General features: G+C 68.5%; 11 protein-coding genes. 4 read left to right on the top strand and 7 right to left on the bottom strand.

The annotated features are described in order from the left end of the window. Positions 1-319: 319 nt before the first annotated feature. Positions 320-892, top strand: a complete 573-nt coding sequence (locus ACYDAT_RS02740) for a hypothetical protein (protein ID WP_461448408.1) — start codon at positions 320-322, stop codon at positions 890-892. A 70-nt stretch (positions 893-962) separates the two neighbouring features. Here the strand turns inward: ACYDAT_RS02740 and ACYDAT_RS02735 are convergent, their stop codons facing one another. From ACYDAT_RS02735 to hppD, 4 genes are all read right to left on the bottom strand, one after another. After that, positions 963-1,979 carry a fumarylacetoacetate hydrolase family protein gene (locus ACYDAT_RS02735; RefSeq protein WP_461448407.1) on the bottom strand — a complete coding sequence of 339 codons (1,017 nt, stop codon included), beginning with the start codon at positions 1,977-1,979 and terminating at the stop codon, positions 963-965. A 255-nt stretch (positions 1,980-2,234) separates the two neighbouring features. Further along, complete coding sequence (hmgA, locus tag ACYDAT_RS02730; RefSeq protein WP_461448406.1) at positions 2,235-3,536, bottom strand: homogentisate 1,2-dioxygenase; 1,302 nt, start codon at positions 3,534-3,536, stop codon at positions 2,235-2,237. Then, positions 3,533-3,925: a GIY-YIG nuclease family protein gene (locus ACYDAT_RS02725; RefSeq protein WP_461448405.1), complete on the bottom strand. Its 393-nt coding sequence runs from the start codon at positions 3,923-3,925 to the stop codon at positions 3,533-3,535. The genes hmgA and ACYDAT_RS02725 overlap by 4 nt, the downstream gene beginning before the upstream one ends. A 246-nt stretch (positions 3,926-4,171) precedes the next feature. After that, complete coding sequence (gene hppD, locus ACYDAT_RS02720) at positions 4,172-5,236, bottom strand: 4-hydroxyphenylpyruvate dioxygenase (protein WP_461448412.1); 1,065 nt, start codon at positions 5,234-5,236, stop codon at positions 4,172-4,174. A gap of 110 nt (positions 5,237-5,346) precedes the next feature. Here hppD and ACYDAT_RS02715 point away from each other — a divergent pair, with 110 nt between their 5' ends. Both ACYDAT_RS02715 and mprF read left to right on the top strand, forming a co-directional pair. Further along, positions 5,347-5,799: a MarR family winged helix-turn-helix transcriptional regulator gene (locus ACYDAT_RS02715; RefSeq protein ID WP_461438303.1), complete on the top strand. Its 453-nt coding sequence runs from the start codon at positions 5,347-5,349 to the stop codon at positions 5,797-5,799. Positions 5,800-5,905: 106 nt separating this feature from the next. Then, on the top strand, positions 5,906-8,524 hold the full coding sequence (gene mprF, locus ACYDAT_RS02710) for a bifunctional lysylphosphatidylglycerol flippase/synthetase MprF (RefSeq protein WP_461438302.1): 2,619 nt from the start codon (positions 5,906-5,908) through the stop codon (positions 8,522-8,524). Between the two features lie 24 nt (positions 8,525-8,548). Here the strand turns inward: mprF and ACYDAT_RS02705 are convergent, their stop codons facing one another. Genes ACYDAT_RS02705 through ACYDAT_RS02695 form a run of 3 tightly spaced genes read right to left on the bottom strand, consistent with a single transcriptional unit; the run spans position 8,549 to position 11,847 of the window. Then, positions 8,549-9,943, bottom strand: coding sequence for an AcvB/VirJ family lysyl-phosphatidylglycerol hydrolase (locus ACYDAT_RS02705; protein WP_461448404.1), 1,395 nt, complete (start codon positions 9,941-9,943; stop codon positions 8,549-8,551). A gap of 3 nt (positions 9,944-9,946) precedes the next feature. Then, positions 9,947-11,305 (bottom strand): aminopeptidase P N-terminal domain-containing protein, encoded by a 1,359-nt coding sequence (locus tag ACYDAT_RS02700; protein WP_461448403.1) that lies wholly within the window; start codon positions 11,303-11,305, stop codon positions 9,947-9,949. Continuing rightward, the gene (locus tag ACYDAT_RS02695) at positions 11,302-11,847 is read right to left on the bottom strand and encodes a UPF0149 family protein (RefSeq protein WP_461441420.1); all 546 of its coding nucleotides are present in this window, start codon (positions 11,845-11,847) and stop codon (positions 11,302-11,304) included. Before ACYDAT_RS02695 ends, ACYDAT_RS02700 begins: the two co-directional genes overlap by 4 nt. Before the next feature lie 115 nt (positions 11,848-11,962). Between ACYDAT_RS02695 and ACYDAT_RS02690 the strand changes: the two genes are divergently transcribed. Further along, complete coding sequence (locus ACYDAT_RS02690; RefSeq protein ID WP_461448402.1) at positions 11,963-16,543, top strand: EAL domain-containing protein; 4,581 nt, start codon at positions 11,963-11,965, stop codon at positions 16,541-16,543. The last annotated feature ends 3 nt before the right edge of the window (positions 16,544-16,546 follow it).

Below are 16,546 nucleotides of genomic sequence, written 5' to 3'. Positions count from 1 at the left end.
TAGCGCGGACCCGACACGTCGTAGCGCCGGATCAGCTCGGCGTCGAAGCGCGGCGCCTGGGGAGCATGCGTGTTCATGACCGCAGTCTGCCCAGACCTCCCGACACGGGCCTTGATCTGGATCAGATGCGCGCGTGGTGTTCAAGCCGGTCACGCAAGTCAGTGATGCGGATGGCGGGCTCGAGTCGCCCTGTGGATACGGCCAACCCTTCCTCACTGATTCATGAATCGCGATCACTGCAGCATGGAACAAATCTCGACCGCCCACGGTCCCAGCGGCTGATCCGGGCATCACGCCCGTCCTGACCGAGGAGGTTCCCATGCGTAAGAGTCGTTTCTGGTTGCTGGCGGCAGGCGCGTGCATTCCCGCCATCGCGCTGGCGGCGCAGCCACTGCTGGTGCATTTCGACGGGCGCAACCTGCCCATGCACGAAACCACACAGGTCGAACGCACTGCCGCGGGTCCGGTTCAAGTGCGAACCTGGACCTGGCGCAGTCCACAGGGCAATGACACGATCATGGTCCAGCGCAGCAATGGCGCCACGGCGCTGCCGGCCTGGGCCCTGCAGCAGATGCGCGCCATGCAGGCGCAAATGCAGCAGATGCAAAACCTGGAAACCAGCATGGACATGCAGTGGATGACGCCGCTGCAGACGCAGACTTTGTCCGCGACGCTGGAACAGCCGCTCTGGTCCGCGCCGGCGCTGCCCGCGCATCTGCCCATCGCGGTGACCTTCGCGCAGCCGCAGGAATCGCTGCCTGCGCTCGGTCCGATGCTGCCCGTGGCCGTGGTCGTCATGCCGGCGCAGCGGGCCGCGGGCTACTGCGCGATTCGGCAAGCCGCGCGCCCCGCTCCCGCTCCCGCCGCTCCCGCGCCGGGTATCAAGGTGTGAGTGAGATTGCCGCGCCGCGCCGCACGCTGCGACGGCGCGGCAATCCCGGTGTGCAGTGGGTACGCGCGCCTCAGCCGCCAACACGCTCGATGCGCTGCTCGATGGCGCCGAAGATGCTGTGGCCGTGCGCGTCGGTGATCTCGATGCGCAGCACGTCGCCGAACTTCAGGAACGGCGTCAATGGCTTGCCGTCGCGCAGGGTTTCCACCGTGCGCTGCTCGGCCAGACAGGAGGCGCCCTTGGCGGTGTCGTGATTGGCGATGGTGCCGGAGCCGACAATGCTGCCGGCGACCAGCGGGCGCGTTCTGGCGGCGTGGGCGATGAGCTGCGCGAAGCTGAACTGCATGTCCTCGCCGCATTCGGTCGCGCCGAACCACTGGCCGTTGATCCATGTGCGCATCGGCAAGTGCAGTTTTTCGCCGTGCCACGCGGCGCCCAGTTCATCGGGCGTGACCAGCACCGGTGACAGCGCCGAGCGCGGCTTCGACTGCAAGAAGCCGAAACCCTTGGCCAACTCCGCCGGGATCAGGTTACGCAAGCTGACGTCGTTGACCAGGCCGATGAGCTGGATGTGCGCGCCCGCGGCGGTGGCGCTCACGCCCATCGGCACGTCGTCGGTCACCACGACGACCTCGGCCTCCAGGTCGATGCCCCAGTCCTCGCTGGCGACCAGCACCGCATCGCGCGGGCCGTGGAAGCCGGCGCTGGTGGCCTGATACATCAGTGGATCGCTGTAGAAACTTTCCGGCACCTCGGCACCGCGCGCCTTGCGCACGCGCTCGACGTGCGGCAGATAAGCCGAGCCGTCGACGAACTCGTAGGCGCGCGGCAGTGGCGCCGCCAGGGCGCCCATGTCCAGCGCGAACGGTTCGGCCGCTCGTCCTGCGGCCGCGGGGTTGGGGAAAGGATCGGTGCGGTCCAGACGCTCCGACAGCGCATTCAGCAATGGCGCGACGCGCTGCCAGTCATCCAACGCCGCCTGCAGCGTCGGCGCGATGCCGGTCGCGCGCACCGCGCGGACGAGATCGCGGGAGACGACGATCAGGGTGCCGTCGCGGCCGCCTTCCTTCAGTGTTCCGAGTTTCATGGTCTGCCTTTGCCGGGTCCGGGTCCACACTCGTACGGATGTGGTTGGTTGTGCCTGGATGTTTCCCTCTCCTTCCGGGAGAGGGGATGAGGGTATGCATCCTGCGTGGAGTATGCGCAGGTCCGAACCCTTCCGGCCTTGCGGCCATCCTTCGACAAGCTCAGGACAGGCTCTTCTCCCGGATGGGGAAGGATGCAAAGCAACGGTGTTTCCCCGCTCCCGGCAGGAGGGCTAATGCACCGCGGCGCGCCGAGTTCAACGCCGCGCGGGATCGAAGTGTTTGGACAGCTCCTGCCAGCAGCGCCAGTAGTCGGCCTGCAGTTCGGGCAGCGCCAGCGCCTGCGCGGTGGGCCGCACCACCGCCCACGTCTCGAACATGAAGGCCATGGTCTCGGTGAGGTGCTGCGGCTGGGTGGTGTCGAGCGCCACCGCCCTGGCATGACTGGCGGCATCGGGGCCGTGTCCGCTCATGCAATTGTGCAGGCTGGCGCCGCCGGGCGCGAAACCGCCCCTGGCGCCGCCGGCCTTGGCGTCGTATTCGCCGGCGATCAGGCCCATGAACTCGCTGGCGACGTTGCGGTGGAACCACGGCGGCCTGAACGTGTGCTCGGCCACCAGCCAGCGCGGCGGGAAGATGGCGAAGTCCATGTTGGCGGTACCCGGCGTGTCGCCGGGCGCGGTCAGCACGGTGAAGATCGACGGGTCGGGATGGTCGTAGCTGATCGAGCCGATGGTGTTGAAGCGCGCGAGGTCGTATTTGCAGGGCACGTCGTTGCCGTGCCAGGCGACCACATCCAGCGGCGAGTGGTCGATGGCCGCCTGCCACAGGCGGCCCTGGAATTTGGCGATCAGCGCGAAGTCGCCCTCGATGTCCTCATACGCCGCGACCGGCGCCAGGAAATCGCGCGCGTTGGCCAGCGCGTTGGCGCCGATCGGGCCGAGTTCGGGCAGGCGCATGGGCGCGCCGAAATTTTCGGCGATGTAGCCGCTTGCCATGTCGCCCAGCAATTCGACGCGAAAACGCAGGCCGCGCGGGATCAGCGCGATTTCTAGCGGCGCCACATCCAGCACACCCAGCTCGGTGGCGATGCGCAGACGGCCTTGCTGCGGCACGATCAGCAACTCGGCGTCGGCGTTGTAAAAATAGCGCCCGTGCATGGCGCGGTTGCAGGCGTAGAGATGGATCGCGATGCCTGTTTGCGCCGCCGCGCCGCCATTGCCGGCCAGGGTGAACAGGCCGTCGATGAAATCAGTGGGCGCGGACGGCAGCGGGTACGGATCCCAGCGTAACTGGTTGGGCGTGGCCGGCATTTCGTCGAAACGATTGTGCAGGCGTCCCTCCGGCAGCAGCGCGAACGGCGCGTGCATCGCCGCGGGGCGGATGCGGTACATCCAGGTGCGCCGATTGAGGTGCCGCGGCGCGGTGAACGCGGTGCCGGAAAACTGCTCGGCGTAGAGGCCATGCGGCACCTGCTGCGGCGAGTTCTGTCCAATCGGCAGCGCGCCGGGCAGTGCCTCGCTGGCGAACTCGTTGCCGAAGCCGGATTGGTAGTTCATGCGTCGGTATCCCGTGTTTGTTGACGCGCGCTTGCCCTCTCTCCGTTCGTGCTGAGCGTAGCTCGCGCAGCGAGCGGAGTCGAAGCACTTTTCTGCAGACGTTGTCGCCTGTGTTCGCCTCTGGCCAGAGCACTCACAGCGCCCCAGTCCGCGGCCATGTAGGCCAGCTTCTTGGCCCGACTCCAGCCTTTGAGCTTGCGTTCCATCGTGAGAGCCTCGTAGCGCGTTTCGAACGCCTCCGCATGGATCAGTTTCACTGGCTGCCGGGCTGCGGTATACGCCCCACCCCGGCCTTGTCCATGCTGTTCCAGTCGCCGGTTCAGATCATCCGTGTGCCCGATGTAGAGGCTGCCATCGGCGCATTCGAGGATGTAGAGCGTGAAGTCCATTTCGCCTCCGGGGGGCCCGCCCTTCGACTTCGCCGCTTCGCGGCTACGCTCAGGGCGAACGGTGATTGCTGCCACTCTGCGCGAACGGTGATTGCTACCACTCCGAACGGAGATTGCTATCGCCGAGGCCGAAGAGTGAATGCCATTGATCAAAGCGAACGGTGATTGCGAACGGTCATCCGCGGATCGATCTTCCTGATCGTCGCCCGCGCTCCTCGCAGACTGAAGAGCAGGGGCCAGCATCACTCACAGCACCCCGCGGCGCACCTGGTCGCGCTCGATCGACTCGAACAGCGCCTGGAAATTGCCTTCGCCGAAACCGAGGTTGCCCTTGCGCTGGATGATCTCGAAGAAAATCGGGCCGACGCAGTTTTGCGTGAAGATCTGCAGCAGCAGCTTTTGCCGGGTCTCGGCATCGGCGTCGATGAGGATCTTGTTGCGCGCCATGCGTGCCACGTCCTCGTGGTGGCCGGGAATGCGCTTGTCGATGACTTCGTAATAAGCGTCGGGCGTGTCCAGAAATTCGACGCCGGCGGCGCGCATGGCCTCGACCGTGGCGTGGATGTCATCGGTGAAGCAGGCGATGTGCTGGATGCCTTCGCCCTTGTACTCGTCGATGTATTCGTTGATCTGGCTCTTCGGATCGGACGACTCGTTGAGCGGAATGCGCACCATGCCGTCGGGCGCGGTCATGGCCTTGGACACCAGCCCGGTCTTGGCGCCCTTGATGTCGAAGTAGCGGATCTCGCGGAAGTTGAACAGCCGCTCGTAATAGCGCGACCACTGCTCCATGTGGCCGAAGTGCAGGTTGTGGGTGAGGTGGTCGATGAAGGTCAGCCCGAATCCTTTCGGATTGCGCGCGACACTGGGCAGATACTCGAATTCGGCATCGTAGGCGCCGCCCTTGGCGCCGTAGCGATCGACCAGATACAGCATGCAGCCACCGATGCCCTTGATCACCGGCGCATCCACGGACTTGGTGCTTTCCAGCGCGCCGATGGTCTCGGCGCCGTTGCCCAGCGCCTGCTCGCGCACCCAGCGCGCGGGCTTGCTGAAGCGGATGGCGAAGCCGGCCGCGCAAGGGCCGTGCTGGCGCGCGAACTCCATGGCGAAGGAGCCGGGCTCCTCGTTGACCAGGAAGTTGCAGTCGCTCTGTCGGTACAGCGTCACGCGCTTGCCGCGATGGCGCGCCACGGCCGTGAAACCCAGACGCGGGAACAGCGCGTGCAGCAAGCCGGGATCGGGCGCGGCGAACTCGACGAACTCGAAACCATCGACCCCCATGGGGTTCTCGAACTGCACCGGCCGCATGCCGATGTTGGGTTGCGCGCTCATGGCGGTCTCCAGTTGTGCGCGGCGCTTGCGCCGCCGGTTCCGGCAGTATAGTTTCACTTGCAACCATTTGCAGGATGCGGCGCACCATGCCCGATCGCGCTCCGCTGGAGCTGGAACGTTTTCTGCCGTACCGGCTGTCGATCCTCAGCAACACGGTCAGTCAGGCGATCGCGCGCGAGTACCAGGCGCGGTTTGATCTGGGCGTGACCGAGTGGCGCGTGATCGCGGTGCTGGCGCGCTATGACGGCGCGGGTTTGTCGGCGCGCGAACTGGCCGGGCGCACCGCCATGGACAAGGTCGCGGTGAGCCGCGCGCTGGCGCGGCTGGCGGCGGCCGGACGCGTGCTGCGGCGCACCCACCGCGGCGACAAGCGGCGCTCGGTGTTGCGCCTCTCGGCCAGGGGCTGGGCCATCCACGATGTCGTCGCGCCGCGCGCCCGCGCCCACGAACGCGAGTTGCTGGCGCGTCTCGATGTCGGCGAGCGCGAATGTCTCGAACGCATCCTCGACAAGCTGCTGGGCGCCGTTCCGGCAGCGTAGTCCGCGGCGACCGGCAAACCACCGGCTTCCGCGCGCGCTTCGGCTCCCACTGTCGCAGCACCGAGCCGAATGCGAGGATAGCGCTCCGTTCCTCCAGCCACGACGCATGCAACCCACCCCCGTCGCGCCACCGGCGCACCATTCGTCCTGGCTGCGCGTGCTGCGCTGGCTGCTGCCGCTGGCGCTGCTCGCGATCACCTTCGTGCTGGCCGGGCGCGAGCTGTCGGCGTTCGATCTGCGCAGCCTGCAGCGCACGCTGATCGCGATCCCCACGCTGTATGCCGCGGGCGTGGCGATTTTCGCGCTGGTGGCGGTGGCGTATACCGGGCTGATCGACCTCGCCATCGCGCGCTGGCTGAAGTTTCCCATCGCCACCCTGCCGCTGCTGCGGCTGTCGTTCGTGGCCAATGCGCTGGCCAACACGCTCAATCTCTCCGGCGCGGTGGGCTCGGGTGTGCGCCTGCTCGGGCTGAAAGGCCACGGCATCACCCTGCGCAATGGCGCCGCGTTGGTCGGCCTGCAGATCCTGTCGCTGCCACTGGGTTTGTCGGTGCTGGTGATCGGCGCGCTGGCCAGCGGCCACCTGCCGGCCACGCCCAACCACGCCAGCCGCGTGCTGGCGCTGCTGGTGCTGCTGGCCGCGGCGCTTTATCTGCCGCTGTATTTCGTGCTCACCGGGCGCCGCAAGTTGATGGGCTGGCTGCCCGAGGAACAAGGCGTGCCGCCGCTGGCGCTGCGCGCGCATCTGGCGCTGCTGTCGTTGATCGACTGGGCGCTGGCGGCGGCCACGCTGTGGCTGTGCCTGTATCTGGCCGGCGCGCAGGTGTCACCGCTGGAACTGCTGGCCGCGTTCGGCGCGGCGGCGACGCTGGGCCTGGTGAGCATGATCCCCGGCGGGCTCGGCGTGTTCGATGGCCTGCTGCTGCTGGCGCTGAGCGCGGCCGGCGTGCCGGTGGGCGCCGCCGGCGCCGGGCTGTTCCTGTTCCGCGTGGTGTATTACCTGCTGCCGATGCTGCTGGCGCTGTGGCTGGGCGCGGGCATGCTGGCGCAACGCATGCCGGCGCTGACGCGCCTGCGCGAGCGCATGGCCGCGCATCCGCTGATCGAGCTGCTGGTGGTGCCGGCGGGGTACCTGGCCAACTTCGGCATCCGCGTGCTGGCGTTGTTGACCTTCGGCGCCGGCGTGCTGTTGCTGATCTCGGCGGCGCTGCCGAGTCTGCACCAGCGCTTCTTGCATGCCGCGGGATTCATCAGCATGCCGGTGCTGGAAGGCTCGCACTGGCTGAGCATCGTCATCGGCGTGCTGCTGCTGGGGCTGGCACGCGGCATCGACGGGCGCCTGCGCGTGGCCTATCGCGCGGTGCAGTGGCTGCTGTGGCTGGCCGCGCTGCTGGTGCTGCTCAAGGGTCTGCACTGGGGCGAGGCGCTGTTTCTGCTGGCGGTCTCCTTGCTGCTGCGCGCGCGGCGCCAGGACTTCAGCCAGCGCGCGGTGAACATGGCCTCCGGGGTCAGCCTCGGCTGGCTGCTGGGGCTGTTACTGGTGGTCGCGGTGTTCTTCGCCGTGGGCGTGGCCGACATCCTCGGTCAGGACAGTTTCGATCTGCTCGCCACCGGCGCCTACGCGCACGCCTCGCGCCTCGCGCGCGGGCTGGGGGCGGCGCTGCTGGGGCTGGCGTTGTATCTGGCTTGGCATGCGTTCGCGATACGCCGCCCCAAGTTGCCGCTGCCGGACCATGCGGAACTGGAACGCGTGCGCGAGTTTTACGCGCAGCACGGCGGCGGCGCCTTCGCGCACCTCAGCTTCATGGCCGACAAGCACCTGTTTTGGGGCGCCGGGCATCGCACCCTGATCGCCTACGGCAGCGTGCGCGATCGCCTGATCGCGCTGGGCGCACCCAGCGGCGATCCCGCCGCGCAGGCGCAGGCGATCCTCGACTTCCGCCGCTACGCCGACAGCCAGGGCTGCGCGCCGGTGTTCTACGAGGTACTGGAGCCGGATCTGGCGCGCTTCCACGATCTCGGCTTCGACTTGTTCAAGCTGGGCGAGCTGGCGCTGATTCCGCTGGCCGAGTTCTCGCTCACCGGCAAGCGCTGGGAGGATCTGCGCCAAGCCGTCAACCGCGCCGCGCGCGAGAAGCTGAGTTTCCGCATGGCCGTGGCACCGTTCGACAGCGCGCTGCTGGCGGCGCTGGAGCAGGTCTCGGATGCATGGCTGGCGGACAAGGGCGCCGCCGAGAAGGGCTACTCGCTAGGGCGTTTCGATCCCGCGTATCTGGCGTGGGGACCGCTGGCGCTGGTGTATCGCGAAGACGAACTGATCGCCTTCGCCAACCTGCTGCCAGGCTACGGCACGCAGGGCTACAGCGGCATCGACCTGATGCGCCACCTGCCCGATGCGCCGCGCGGCAGCATGGATTTCCTGTTCGCCAACGTGCTGGGCTGGGCCAAGGAGCAAGGCCACGCATGGTTCAGCCTGGGCATGGCGCCGCTGTCGAATGTCGGTACCACGCCCTACGCGCGCCTCAACGAGCGCCTCGCCGCGCTGGCCTTCCGCCACGGCAACCGCTTCTACAACTATCAGGGCGTGCGCCGCTACAAGGAAAAATTCCGCCCCGAGTGGGTCGGCGCGTACCTAGCCTACCCGCGCGGCCTGTGGGTACCGGCGCTGCTCACCGACATCGCCGCGCTGGTCGCCGGCGGCTACCGGCGCATGCTGCTGTCTTGAGCCGTGCCCACGGCCGCGCATGGATCAACGCGGCAGCGCCTGCAGGATCACTTGGCCGAGACGATCGTAATCACCCTCGTAATGGTGCCCGCCGGGCAGCGTGACCAGTTTGGCCATGCCGCGCCTGGCGAGACTGTCGCAATAGGTATCGTGGCCCTCGGCTTGGCCGGAGAGGCAGATCACCGGGATCCTGGTGCGCGCAATCTCCGGGTCCAGCGGCACGTTGTACTGGTGCTTGGTGGTGGTGAACCAGTCGCCGATGTGGATATCAAACCATCCCTCGGGATCGGGCGAGATCAGCACCTCGGCACCAACGTGCTGCTTCAGCTCCGGCGGCAGCAGGTTGTACACCACCGGCACCACGCCGGCGCCGAACGAGTAACCCATCAGCGTATAGCGCGCGTCCGGGTAGCGCGCGGTGTAGGCGGCAAGGATGCGCGCCAGCGCCTGCGCGGTCTGCTGCGGGGTTTTCTTGTGCCAGAAATACTCCAGCGAGCTGAGCCCGACCACGCGCACGCCATGCGCGGACAGCACCTTGGCCACGCCTTTGTCGAGCCCCGCCCAACCGCCGTCGCCGCTGAACATGATCACCACGCGGCCATCGGGCGTGCCCTTGGGCGCGATCTCGGTGAGCGGCAAGTCCTCCAGCTTGTCAGCGAAGGCGCCGGCGCTGAGTACCGGCTTGCGCACCAGCGCATCCAGCGCCGCCGCCAGCGCCGCGCCGTCGGCCGGCGCGCGCTGCGCGCGCCCAAATGCCACGGGTGGGCCGATTTCGTTCTTGCCGGGGCTGCCCGCGGCCAGCCACGGCAGCGGCAGCGGCGTCACCGGCGCGAAACCGAAGACCTTGCCCTGCGTCACGGTGGCATTGCCGGCATCGCCTTTGCAAAACGCGTGCGGCAGGGTGAACTGCCCGTCCCAGCCCAGCGTGGCCATGCCGGCGAAGGTGCCCGAGGGCGCCTGCACGCCCAGCGCATAGGTGAAATCGGCGCCGCCGTCGAAACCGACGATGAACGGGCGCAGGTAGGTGGGCAGGTGCAGGGTTTTCTGCATCCAGTGCGACAACTCCTCGACGTGTCCGGCCGGGTAGCTGCACTTGCCCTTGAGCACTTCCAGCGTTTTCAGATAGCGCGGCAAATCGACGCCGATCACCAGGCTGCCGGCCTGCTGCAGGCCGGTGGCATAGCGCGCTTCGTTGGCGCCCCAGCCCGTGGCGCGCGAAAACACGATCACCGCGCGCTGCGGAATGCCGGTGGGTTGGTACACACGCACCAGCCCGAACAGCCCGTAGTCGATCAGGTGCGCGCCGTAAGTGGCGTCGGCGATCGGCGGCGGCGCGGCGTGCGCGCGTGGGATGACCGCGACGCCAGCCAGCGACAGCGACAGGACAGCGGGCAACAGGACGGAGCGAAGCTTGCGCATGATTCAGACTCGGAGGGTGGGAGTGGGGGAGTGGGGCGGATGCGCGGAGGCCAAGGCGTCTTCCAGCACATCAGGATCCTTGGGCAGGGCCGCGGTCAGCACCTCGGCGCCCGTCGCGGTGACCACGACATCATCCTCGATGCGGATGCCGGTGCCGCGATAACGCGGCGGGGCCGCGCGTTCATCCGGCGCCACGTACACCCCGGGTTCGACCGTGAGCACCATGCCGGGTTCCAGCAAGCGCGGCTCACCGTGGATGCGGTAGTCGCCGGCGTCGTGTACATCCAGACCCAACCAATGCCCGGTCTTGTGCGGGAAATAGCGCCGGTAGCTGCCGCTGGCCAGCGCTTGCGCCGGCGTACCCTTGAGCAGGCCCAGCGCGCACAGGCCTTCGATGAGCACGTCGCGCGCGGCCTGATGAAAAGCCTCCCAGCCCTGCCCGGGGCGAATCACGGCCAACGCCGCGCGCTGCGCGTCCAGCACCAGTTGATACAGAGCGCGCTGCGCCGGGTTGAAACGCCCGTTCACCGGCAGCGTGCGGGTGATGTCCGAGGCATAGCCCTGCCACTCGGCACCGGCATCCAGCAGCAGCAAGTCGCCGTCACGCAGCGGCGCGTCATTGCGCGCGTAGTGCAGCACGCAGGCATTGCGCCCGCCGGCGACGATCGGCGGATAGCTGGGCAGCGCGCCGGCGCGGCGCAGCGCGTGCACGAAATCGGCCTCGATGGCGAACTCGGGCACGCCCGGCGCCAGCGCCGCCCACGCGACGCGGTGCGCATCCATGCCGATGCTGGCGGCGTGGCGCAGCAAGCCCAGCTCGGCCGGCGATTTGAACAGGCGCAGCTCGTGCAGCAGATGCCCCAGCGCCAGCATTTCCTGCGGCGCCTGCGCCACGCCCTGGGTAGCGCGCAGGCGCCGCAGCCAGGCCAGCAGTTGCGCGTCGAACGCGGCCTCGCGGCCGAAGTGGCAGTACAGCCGCGCGCGGCCTTCGAGCATGCCGGGCAGGATGTCGTCGATGTCGGCGAAGGGAAACGCGTCGTCGAGGCCCAGCTCGCGCACCGCGCCCTCCGGGCCGCGCCACGCGCCGTCCCAGCGCTCCTGCGCGGGCTCGCGCTCGCGGCAGAACAGCACGCTCTGCCCGGCACGGCGACCAGGCAGCAGCGCCAGCACCGCGGCGGGCTCGTCGAATCCGCTGAGGTACAGGAAATCGGAATCCTGACGGTATGGCCACGTGGTGTCGCCATTGCGCAAGCGCGGCGGCGCGGCGGCCAGCAGGATGGCGGCATCGGCGCCGGCCATGCGCATCAGCTCGCGACGCCGGCGCGCGTATTCGCGCACGCCGATCGGGCGCGCGGCGCTCATGCCCCGGCGCGATCCACGTCGACGCCCAGCTCGACGTGCACCAGCATCACACCGATGCGCACGAACTCGACCAGTTCGGTGAGTGCTTCCAGATCGCCGGCATCGGCGTCCAGCGCCACCGGGCCGGCGGCAAGCGCGGCGAAGGCGTGCAGCACTTCGTCGACTTCCGCGGGCAGGCGCCGACCCGCGCCGACGCCGGCCAGGCCCAATCCTTCGAGAAATCCGCGGCAGAAGTCCACCAGCGCCTCGGCCTGATCCGGCAGCGGCTGCTCGGCGTCGGGCAGCAGCGGCACATAGCCCAGCTCTGGATCGGCCAGCGTCTTCTGCGTGCCGGCCAGACAGGCGCGTGCCGCGGCACGCAGCGCATCCGCCGCGCTCACGGCAACATCCTCCAATAGCGCGTCCAGCTCGCGCAGGGCTGGCTCCGGCGCCAGCGCGCAGGCCAGTGCGGTGATGCTGCCATGCAACTCGCTGGCGCTTGCGGGCGCGCGCGCGGCGCTCAAGGCTTGGCTCAATGCGAGGTAATCGGGGGCGGTGGTCATGCGGGTGCGACATCCACGGGGCGGTGCAGACGCGCCATGGCGTGGCGCGTTGATCAGCCTAGCCGCTTGCCCGGGGATTGCCTACACTCGGCGCATCGGGGGAGATCGGATCGTCATGCCGGCAGGTTCCACGCGCACCTTGCACGCTCTGGCTCTCATGCTGGGGTTGGGTGTGTTGCTGCTGACGCCGCGTGGTCACACGCAAGCAGCGGTACCGGTGCGTCACACGGTGGCGATCGCGCACTACTACTTTGAGCATATCGGCGCCAACGACGGCCTGCAGCAATCGGGCATCAGCAGTATCTACCAGGATGCCGAAGGCTTCATCTGGATTGCCACGCCCTCGGACCTGTACCGCTTCGACGGCCACCGCCTGCTGGCCTTTCCCGATTTCATGCGCCAGCGCGGCAGCAGCCCCGCGGCGATCACCGACATCGCCGGCGCCGGCGCCGGGCGGCTGTGGCTCTCCACGGCCGCTCTCACGCGCGATGCGGGCGGACCCAATATCATACTGTTCGATCCCACGCGTGGCCCGCAACCGTTGCCACCCGGACTGCTGGCGCCCGGCCCGGGGGCATCGCTGCTCGGGCTGCCCAACGCGCGCCTGCTGATGTCCGGCCCCGCCGGCGTGAGCTTGTGGGACGCCGGTCCGTCACGCCTGCACACGCTGTGGCAAGCGCCAGCGCAGAGCGAAGGCAGTCATGCGCTGACCCTGTGCGGCAAGAACACCGCCTATGCGCTGGCCGATGGCAATTTGCTGCGTGTGAATCTGGCGCAGCCAGCGGCGGTCGCGCTGGCATTGCCCGACAATGCCAGTGGCAGCGGACAAGCCCTGCTGTGCACGCATCATGGCCGGCTGCTGCTGGGCACCAAGGCGGGCCTGTTCGCGCAGACTTCCGCCGGTGGCTGGTCGCGCCTGTGGCCCGAGGCGGGCGCAGCGGTCGCGGGCGTGGCAGCGCTGGCCGAGGATGCTAGCGGCGCGCTGTGGATCGCGCCAGATTCCGGCGGCCTGCTGCGCCTTGCCGGAGACCAGATCCAGCGCGTGCCATCACGCCACGGCGTGAGCGGCGACCTGCCCCCGGGCGCGCTGCGCCAGTTGCTGGTCAGCCGCGACGACACGCTGTGGGCCATCGCCGGTGCGGCGGGTGTGGTCTATACCGATCCGCGCGGCACGCGTTTTCAGTCGGTCACCGTGCCCGATCGCAACGACCCCGAGGATCGCGCCAACTTCATCCGTGCACTGGCCCCGGACGGTGACAGCAGCGTGTGGGTGGGCTCGCACGCCGGGCTGATGCTGTACGACGCGCGCACGCAAACATTGAACGATTACACCGCGCTGCTGCTGCCGGCGCTGGCGGCCGAAGCGCCGCGACCGCCGCAGCCAGGAGCGCCCGCGGTAGATGGGCTGGCCGTGGAGGGCATCGTGCGCGAGCCAGCCAGCGGCCTGCTGTGGTTGGCGACCAGCGCCGGACTGTTGCGGTTCGATCCGGCCACCGGCGTGGCGCAGCCCGCCTACCCCAGCGACCCCGACAATCCGGTGCCGGGGCAGTGGCTGTATACGGTCTGGCAGGCGCCCGACGGCACGCTATGGCTGGCCGGAGCGGTGCGCGGCGTGGCGCGCTGGCGCCCCGGCATGGCTACACCGCAGTGGCTGCCCGCGCCGCCGGGCAGCGCGCAGTTTCCGCATGCAATGGGCTTCGCCGCGGCCGGCAACAACGCGGTGTGGATCGCCACCAACGGTGATCTGCTGCTATGGCGACACGGCCAGTTGCGCGCATTCCGCCATCAGCCCGGACAGGCCGACAGCCTCGGCAATGACGAGGTGATCAGCCTGACGCGCAGCGCCGACGGCACGCTGTGGGTGGGTACCGGCGACGGCCTTGACCGCCTGCTCAACATCGGCGGCGGGCAGGCGCGCTTCCAGCACTATGGCCTGCGCCAGGGCCTGCCGGACAGCGTCATCTACTGCCTGGTCGAGCAGCCGCGTGGCACGCTGTGGATCGGCACCAACCTCGGCATCGCCGCGCTGGATACCGTCAACGGCCGTATCGTGCGCTATGGCCAGCGCGACGGCATCAACGGCATGGAGTCCAACGCCGGCACCTGCACGCGCCTGAAGGACGGCAGCATCGCCTTCGGTGGCCCCGAAGGCTTCGTCATCGGCGCGGCCTCGCGCAAGCCGTCCGATCCGCCCCACACCGTGCAACTGACCGCACTGCGCATCGGCGATGAGGGCGAGCGCGTGCCGCCGCGCGACGGCAGCCTGCACGTGGCGCTGGGCCAACCGGTGCGCATTCAATTCGCCAGTCTCGACTATCGCCACCCCGCGGCGGGCCTGTACCGCTATCGCTTGCTCGGCCGTGGTACACGCTGGAGCGCGCCGGCGCCGACGCACGGGGTGTCCTATGTCGATCTCGACGCCGGCCGTTACACCTTCGAGGTCGCCGCCAGCACCAGCACCATGACCTCGCCGCCGGCGCGTCTGGCCATCATCGTCGTGCCGCCGTGGTGGGACAGCCCGGCCATGCGCGCGCTGTATGCGTTGCTGGCCGGTGGTGTGGTGCTGTTGCTGATCGGGATGACCTGGAGCCGACGCCGTACCGAGCGCCGCTATCGACTGGACAGCGCCGCGCGCGAGGAGCGCCTGAAGCTGGCCCTATGGGGCTCTGGCGATGCGCTGTGGGAACTGGATTTGCAGCGTGGCGTACTGCGCCGCATGGGCGACCTGCACTTGCTGGGCGGGCCGCGCGAGGATGTGCTCACCATCGAAGACTGGCGCCGCTACGCGGTGCATCCCGACGATCTGCCGCATCTGGAGCAGACCCTCGCCGAGCACCTCGCCGGACACACGCCGTTCTACGAATCCGAGCATCGCCTGCGCGGCGCCGATGGTCAGTGGATCTGGATTCGCGCGCGCGGCAAAGTCAGCGAATCCGACGCCGAGGGCCGGCCGCTGCGCGTGATCGGCACCTCGCGCGACATCAGCACCGAGCTGGCGCGCGAGCGCGAGCGCTCGATCGCGGATCTGGTGGTGCGCTCCATGGGTGAGGCGGTCGCGGTCACCGACGCGCGGATGCGCTTCGTCGCCGTCAACCCGGCGTTCACGCGCATGACCGGATACACCGGGCAGGATATTCTCGGGCAATCCTCCAGCCTGCTCGACAGCCCGGACCAGCCCGAGGCGTTTGTGCAGGTACACGCCAAACTCGAAAGCAGCGGCCACTTCAGCGGCGAGCTGTGGCAGCGCAAGCGCGATGGCGAACCCATCCTGTGCCGCATCGAAATCAACGAGATCCGCGACGGCCATGGTCAGCGCACGCACTTTGTCGCCGTGCTCACTGATGTCACCGCGCGCCGCCGCGCCGAGCAGGAACTGCATTACCTCGCCAACTACGACCCGCTGACCGGCCTGCCCAACCGCACCCTGCTCACCGAGCGCCTCGGCGATGCCATTCTGCGCGCGCGTCAGATGGGACGTCTGGTGGCGGTGCTGTTCGTCGATCTGGACCGCTTCAAGCACGTCAATGACGCGCACGGCCACAGCGTCGGCGACCGCGTGCTGCAGGCGGCCGGGCGCCGCCTGCGCGCGGTGGTGCGCGACGATGACACCGTTGCGCGCCTCGGCGGCGACGAGTTCACCGTGGTGCTGGAGCGCGTGGCGCAAACCCGTGATGCCGAGGACATCGCGCAAAAACTGCTGGAGGTATTCGCCGAACCGATGGACCTCGGCGAGGGGCGCGAGGCACAGATTTCGCTCTCGATCGGCATCGCGCTCTACCCCACGCACGGCCAGGCGCCCACTGATCTGCTCAAGTACGCCGACATCGCCATGTACCGCGCCAAGGAACGCGGCCGCAATACGTACGCCGTGTACACCGAGGCGCTGGACACCGAGGTGCGCCAACGCGCCGATCTGATCGCGGCGCTGCAACGCGCGCTCAAGCGCGAGGAACTGCACCTGGTATACCAGCCCAAGCTGAGCCTGGCCGAGAATCGCATCACCGGCGTCGAGGCGCTGCTGCGCTGGCACAGCGAGGAGTTTGGCAGCATCCCGCCCTCGCTGTTCATTCCGCTGGCCGAGGAAATCGGCCTGATCAGCACGCTCGGCGAGTTCGTGATCGAGCGCGCTTGCGCAGAACTGGCCGCATGGTGCGCAGCCGGACTCACGGACGTGACCATGGCGGTCAACCTGTCCGCGGCGCAGCTCGCGCGCGGTGACATCAGCAATTATCTGTTCGAGACGCTGGCGCGCCACGCCATCGCCCCCGAGCTGCTGGAGCTGGAACTGACCGAGAGCATGCTGATGCGGGATCCGGAGCGCGCGCGCGCCATTCTGGAGGCCATCAACAACGTCGGCGTCACCCTCGCCATCGACGACTTCGGCACCGGCTATTCGTCGCTGGCCTACCTGCAGCGCCTGCCGCTGGACACCCTCAAGATCGACCAGACCTTCGTCGCCAAACTCACTCTGAGCGTCGACGACGAAACCATCCTCAGCACCATCGTGCTGATGGCACACGCGCTGGGACTGAACGTGGTGGCCGAAGGCGTGGAAACGCCCGAGCAGCTCGAATACCTGCGCGAGAAGGATTGCGACGAAGTGCAGGGTTATCTGCTCGCGCAACCGATGCCCGGACCGGCGTGCCTGGCGTTCATCCAGCAACACCGCGCGCAGCGCGCGGCGCAACGCAACTGAGCG

The sequence above is a fragment of the Metallibacterium sp. genome (assembly GCF_054637675.1).
Note: the sequence above shows the minus strand (reverse complement) of the source record. Positions and strands in the feature narration are given on the sequence as shown.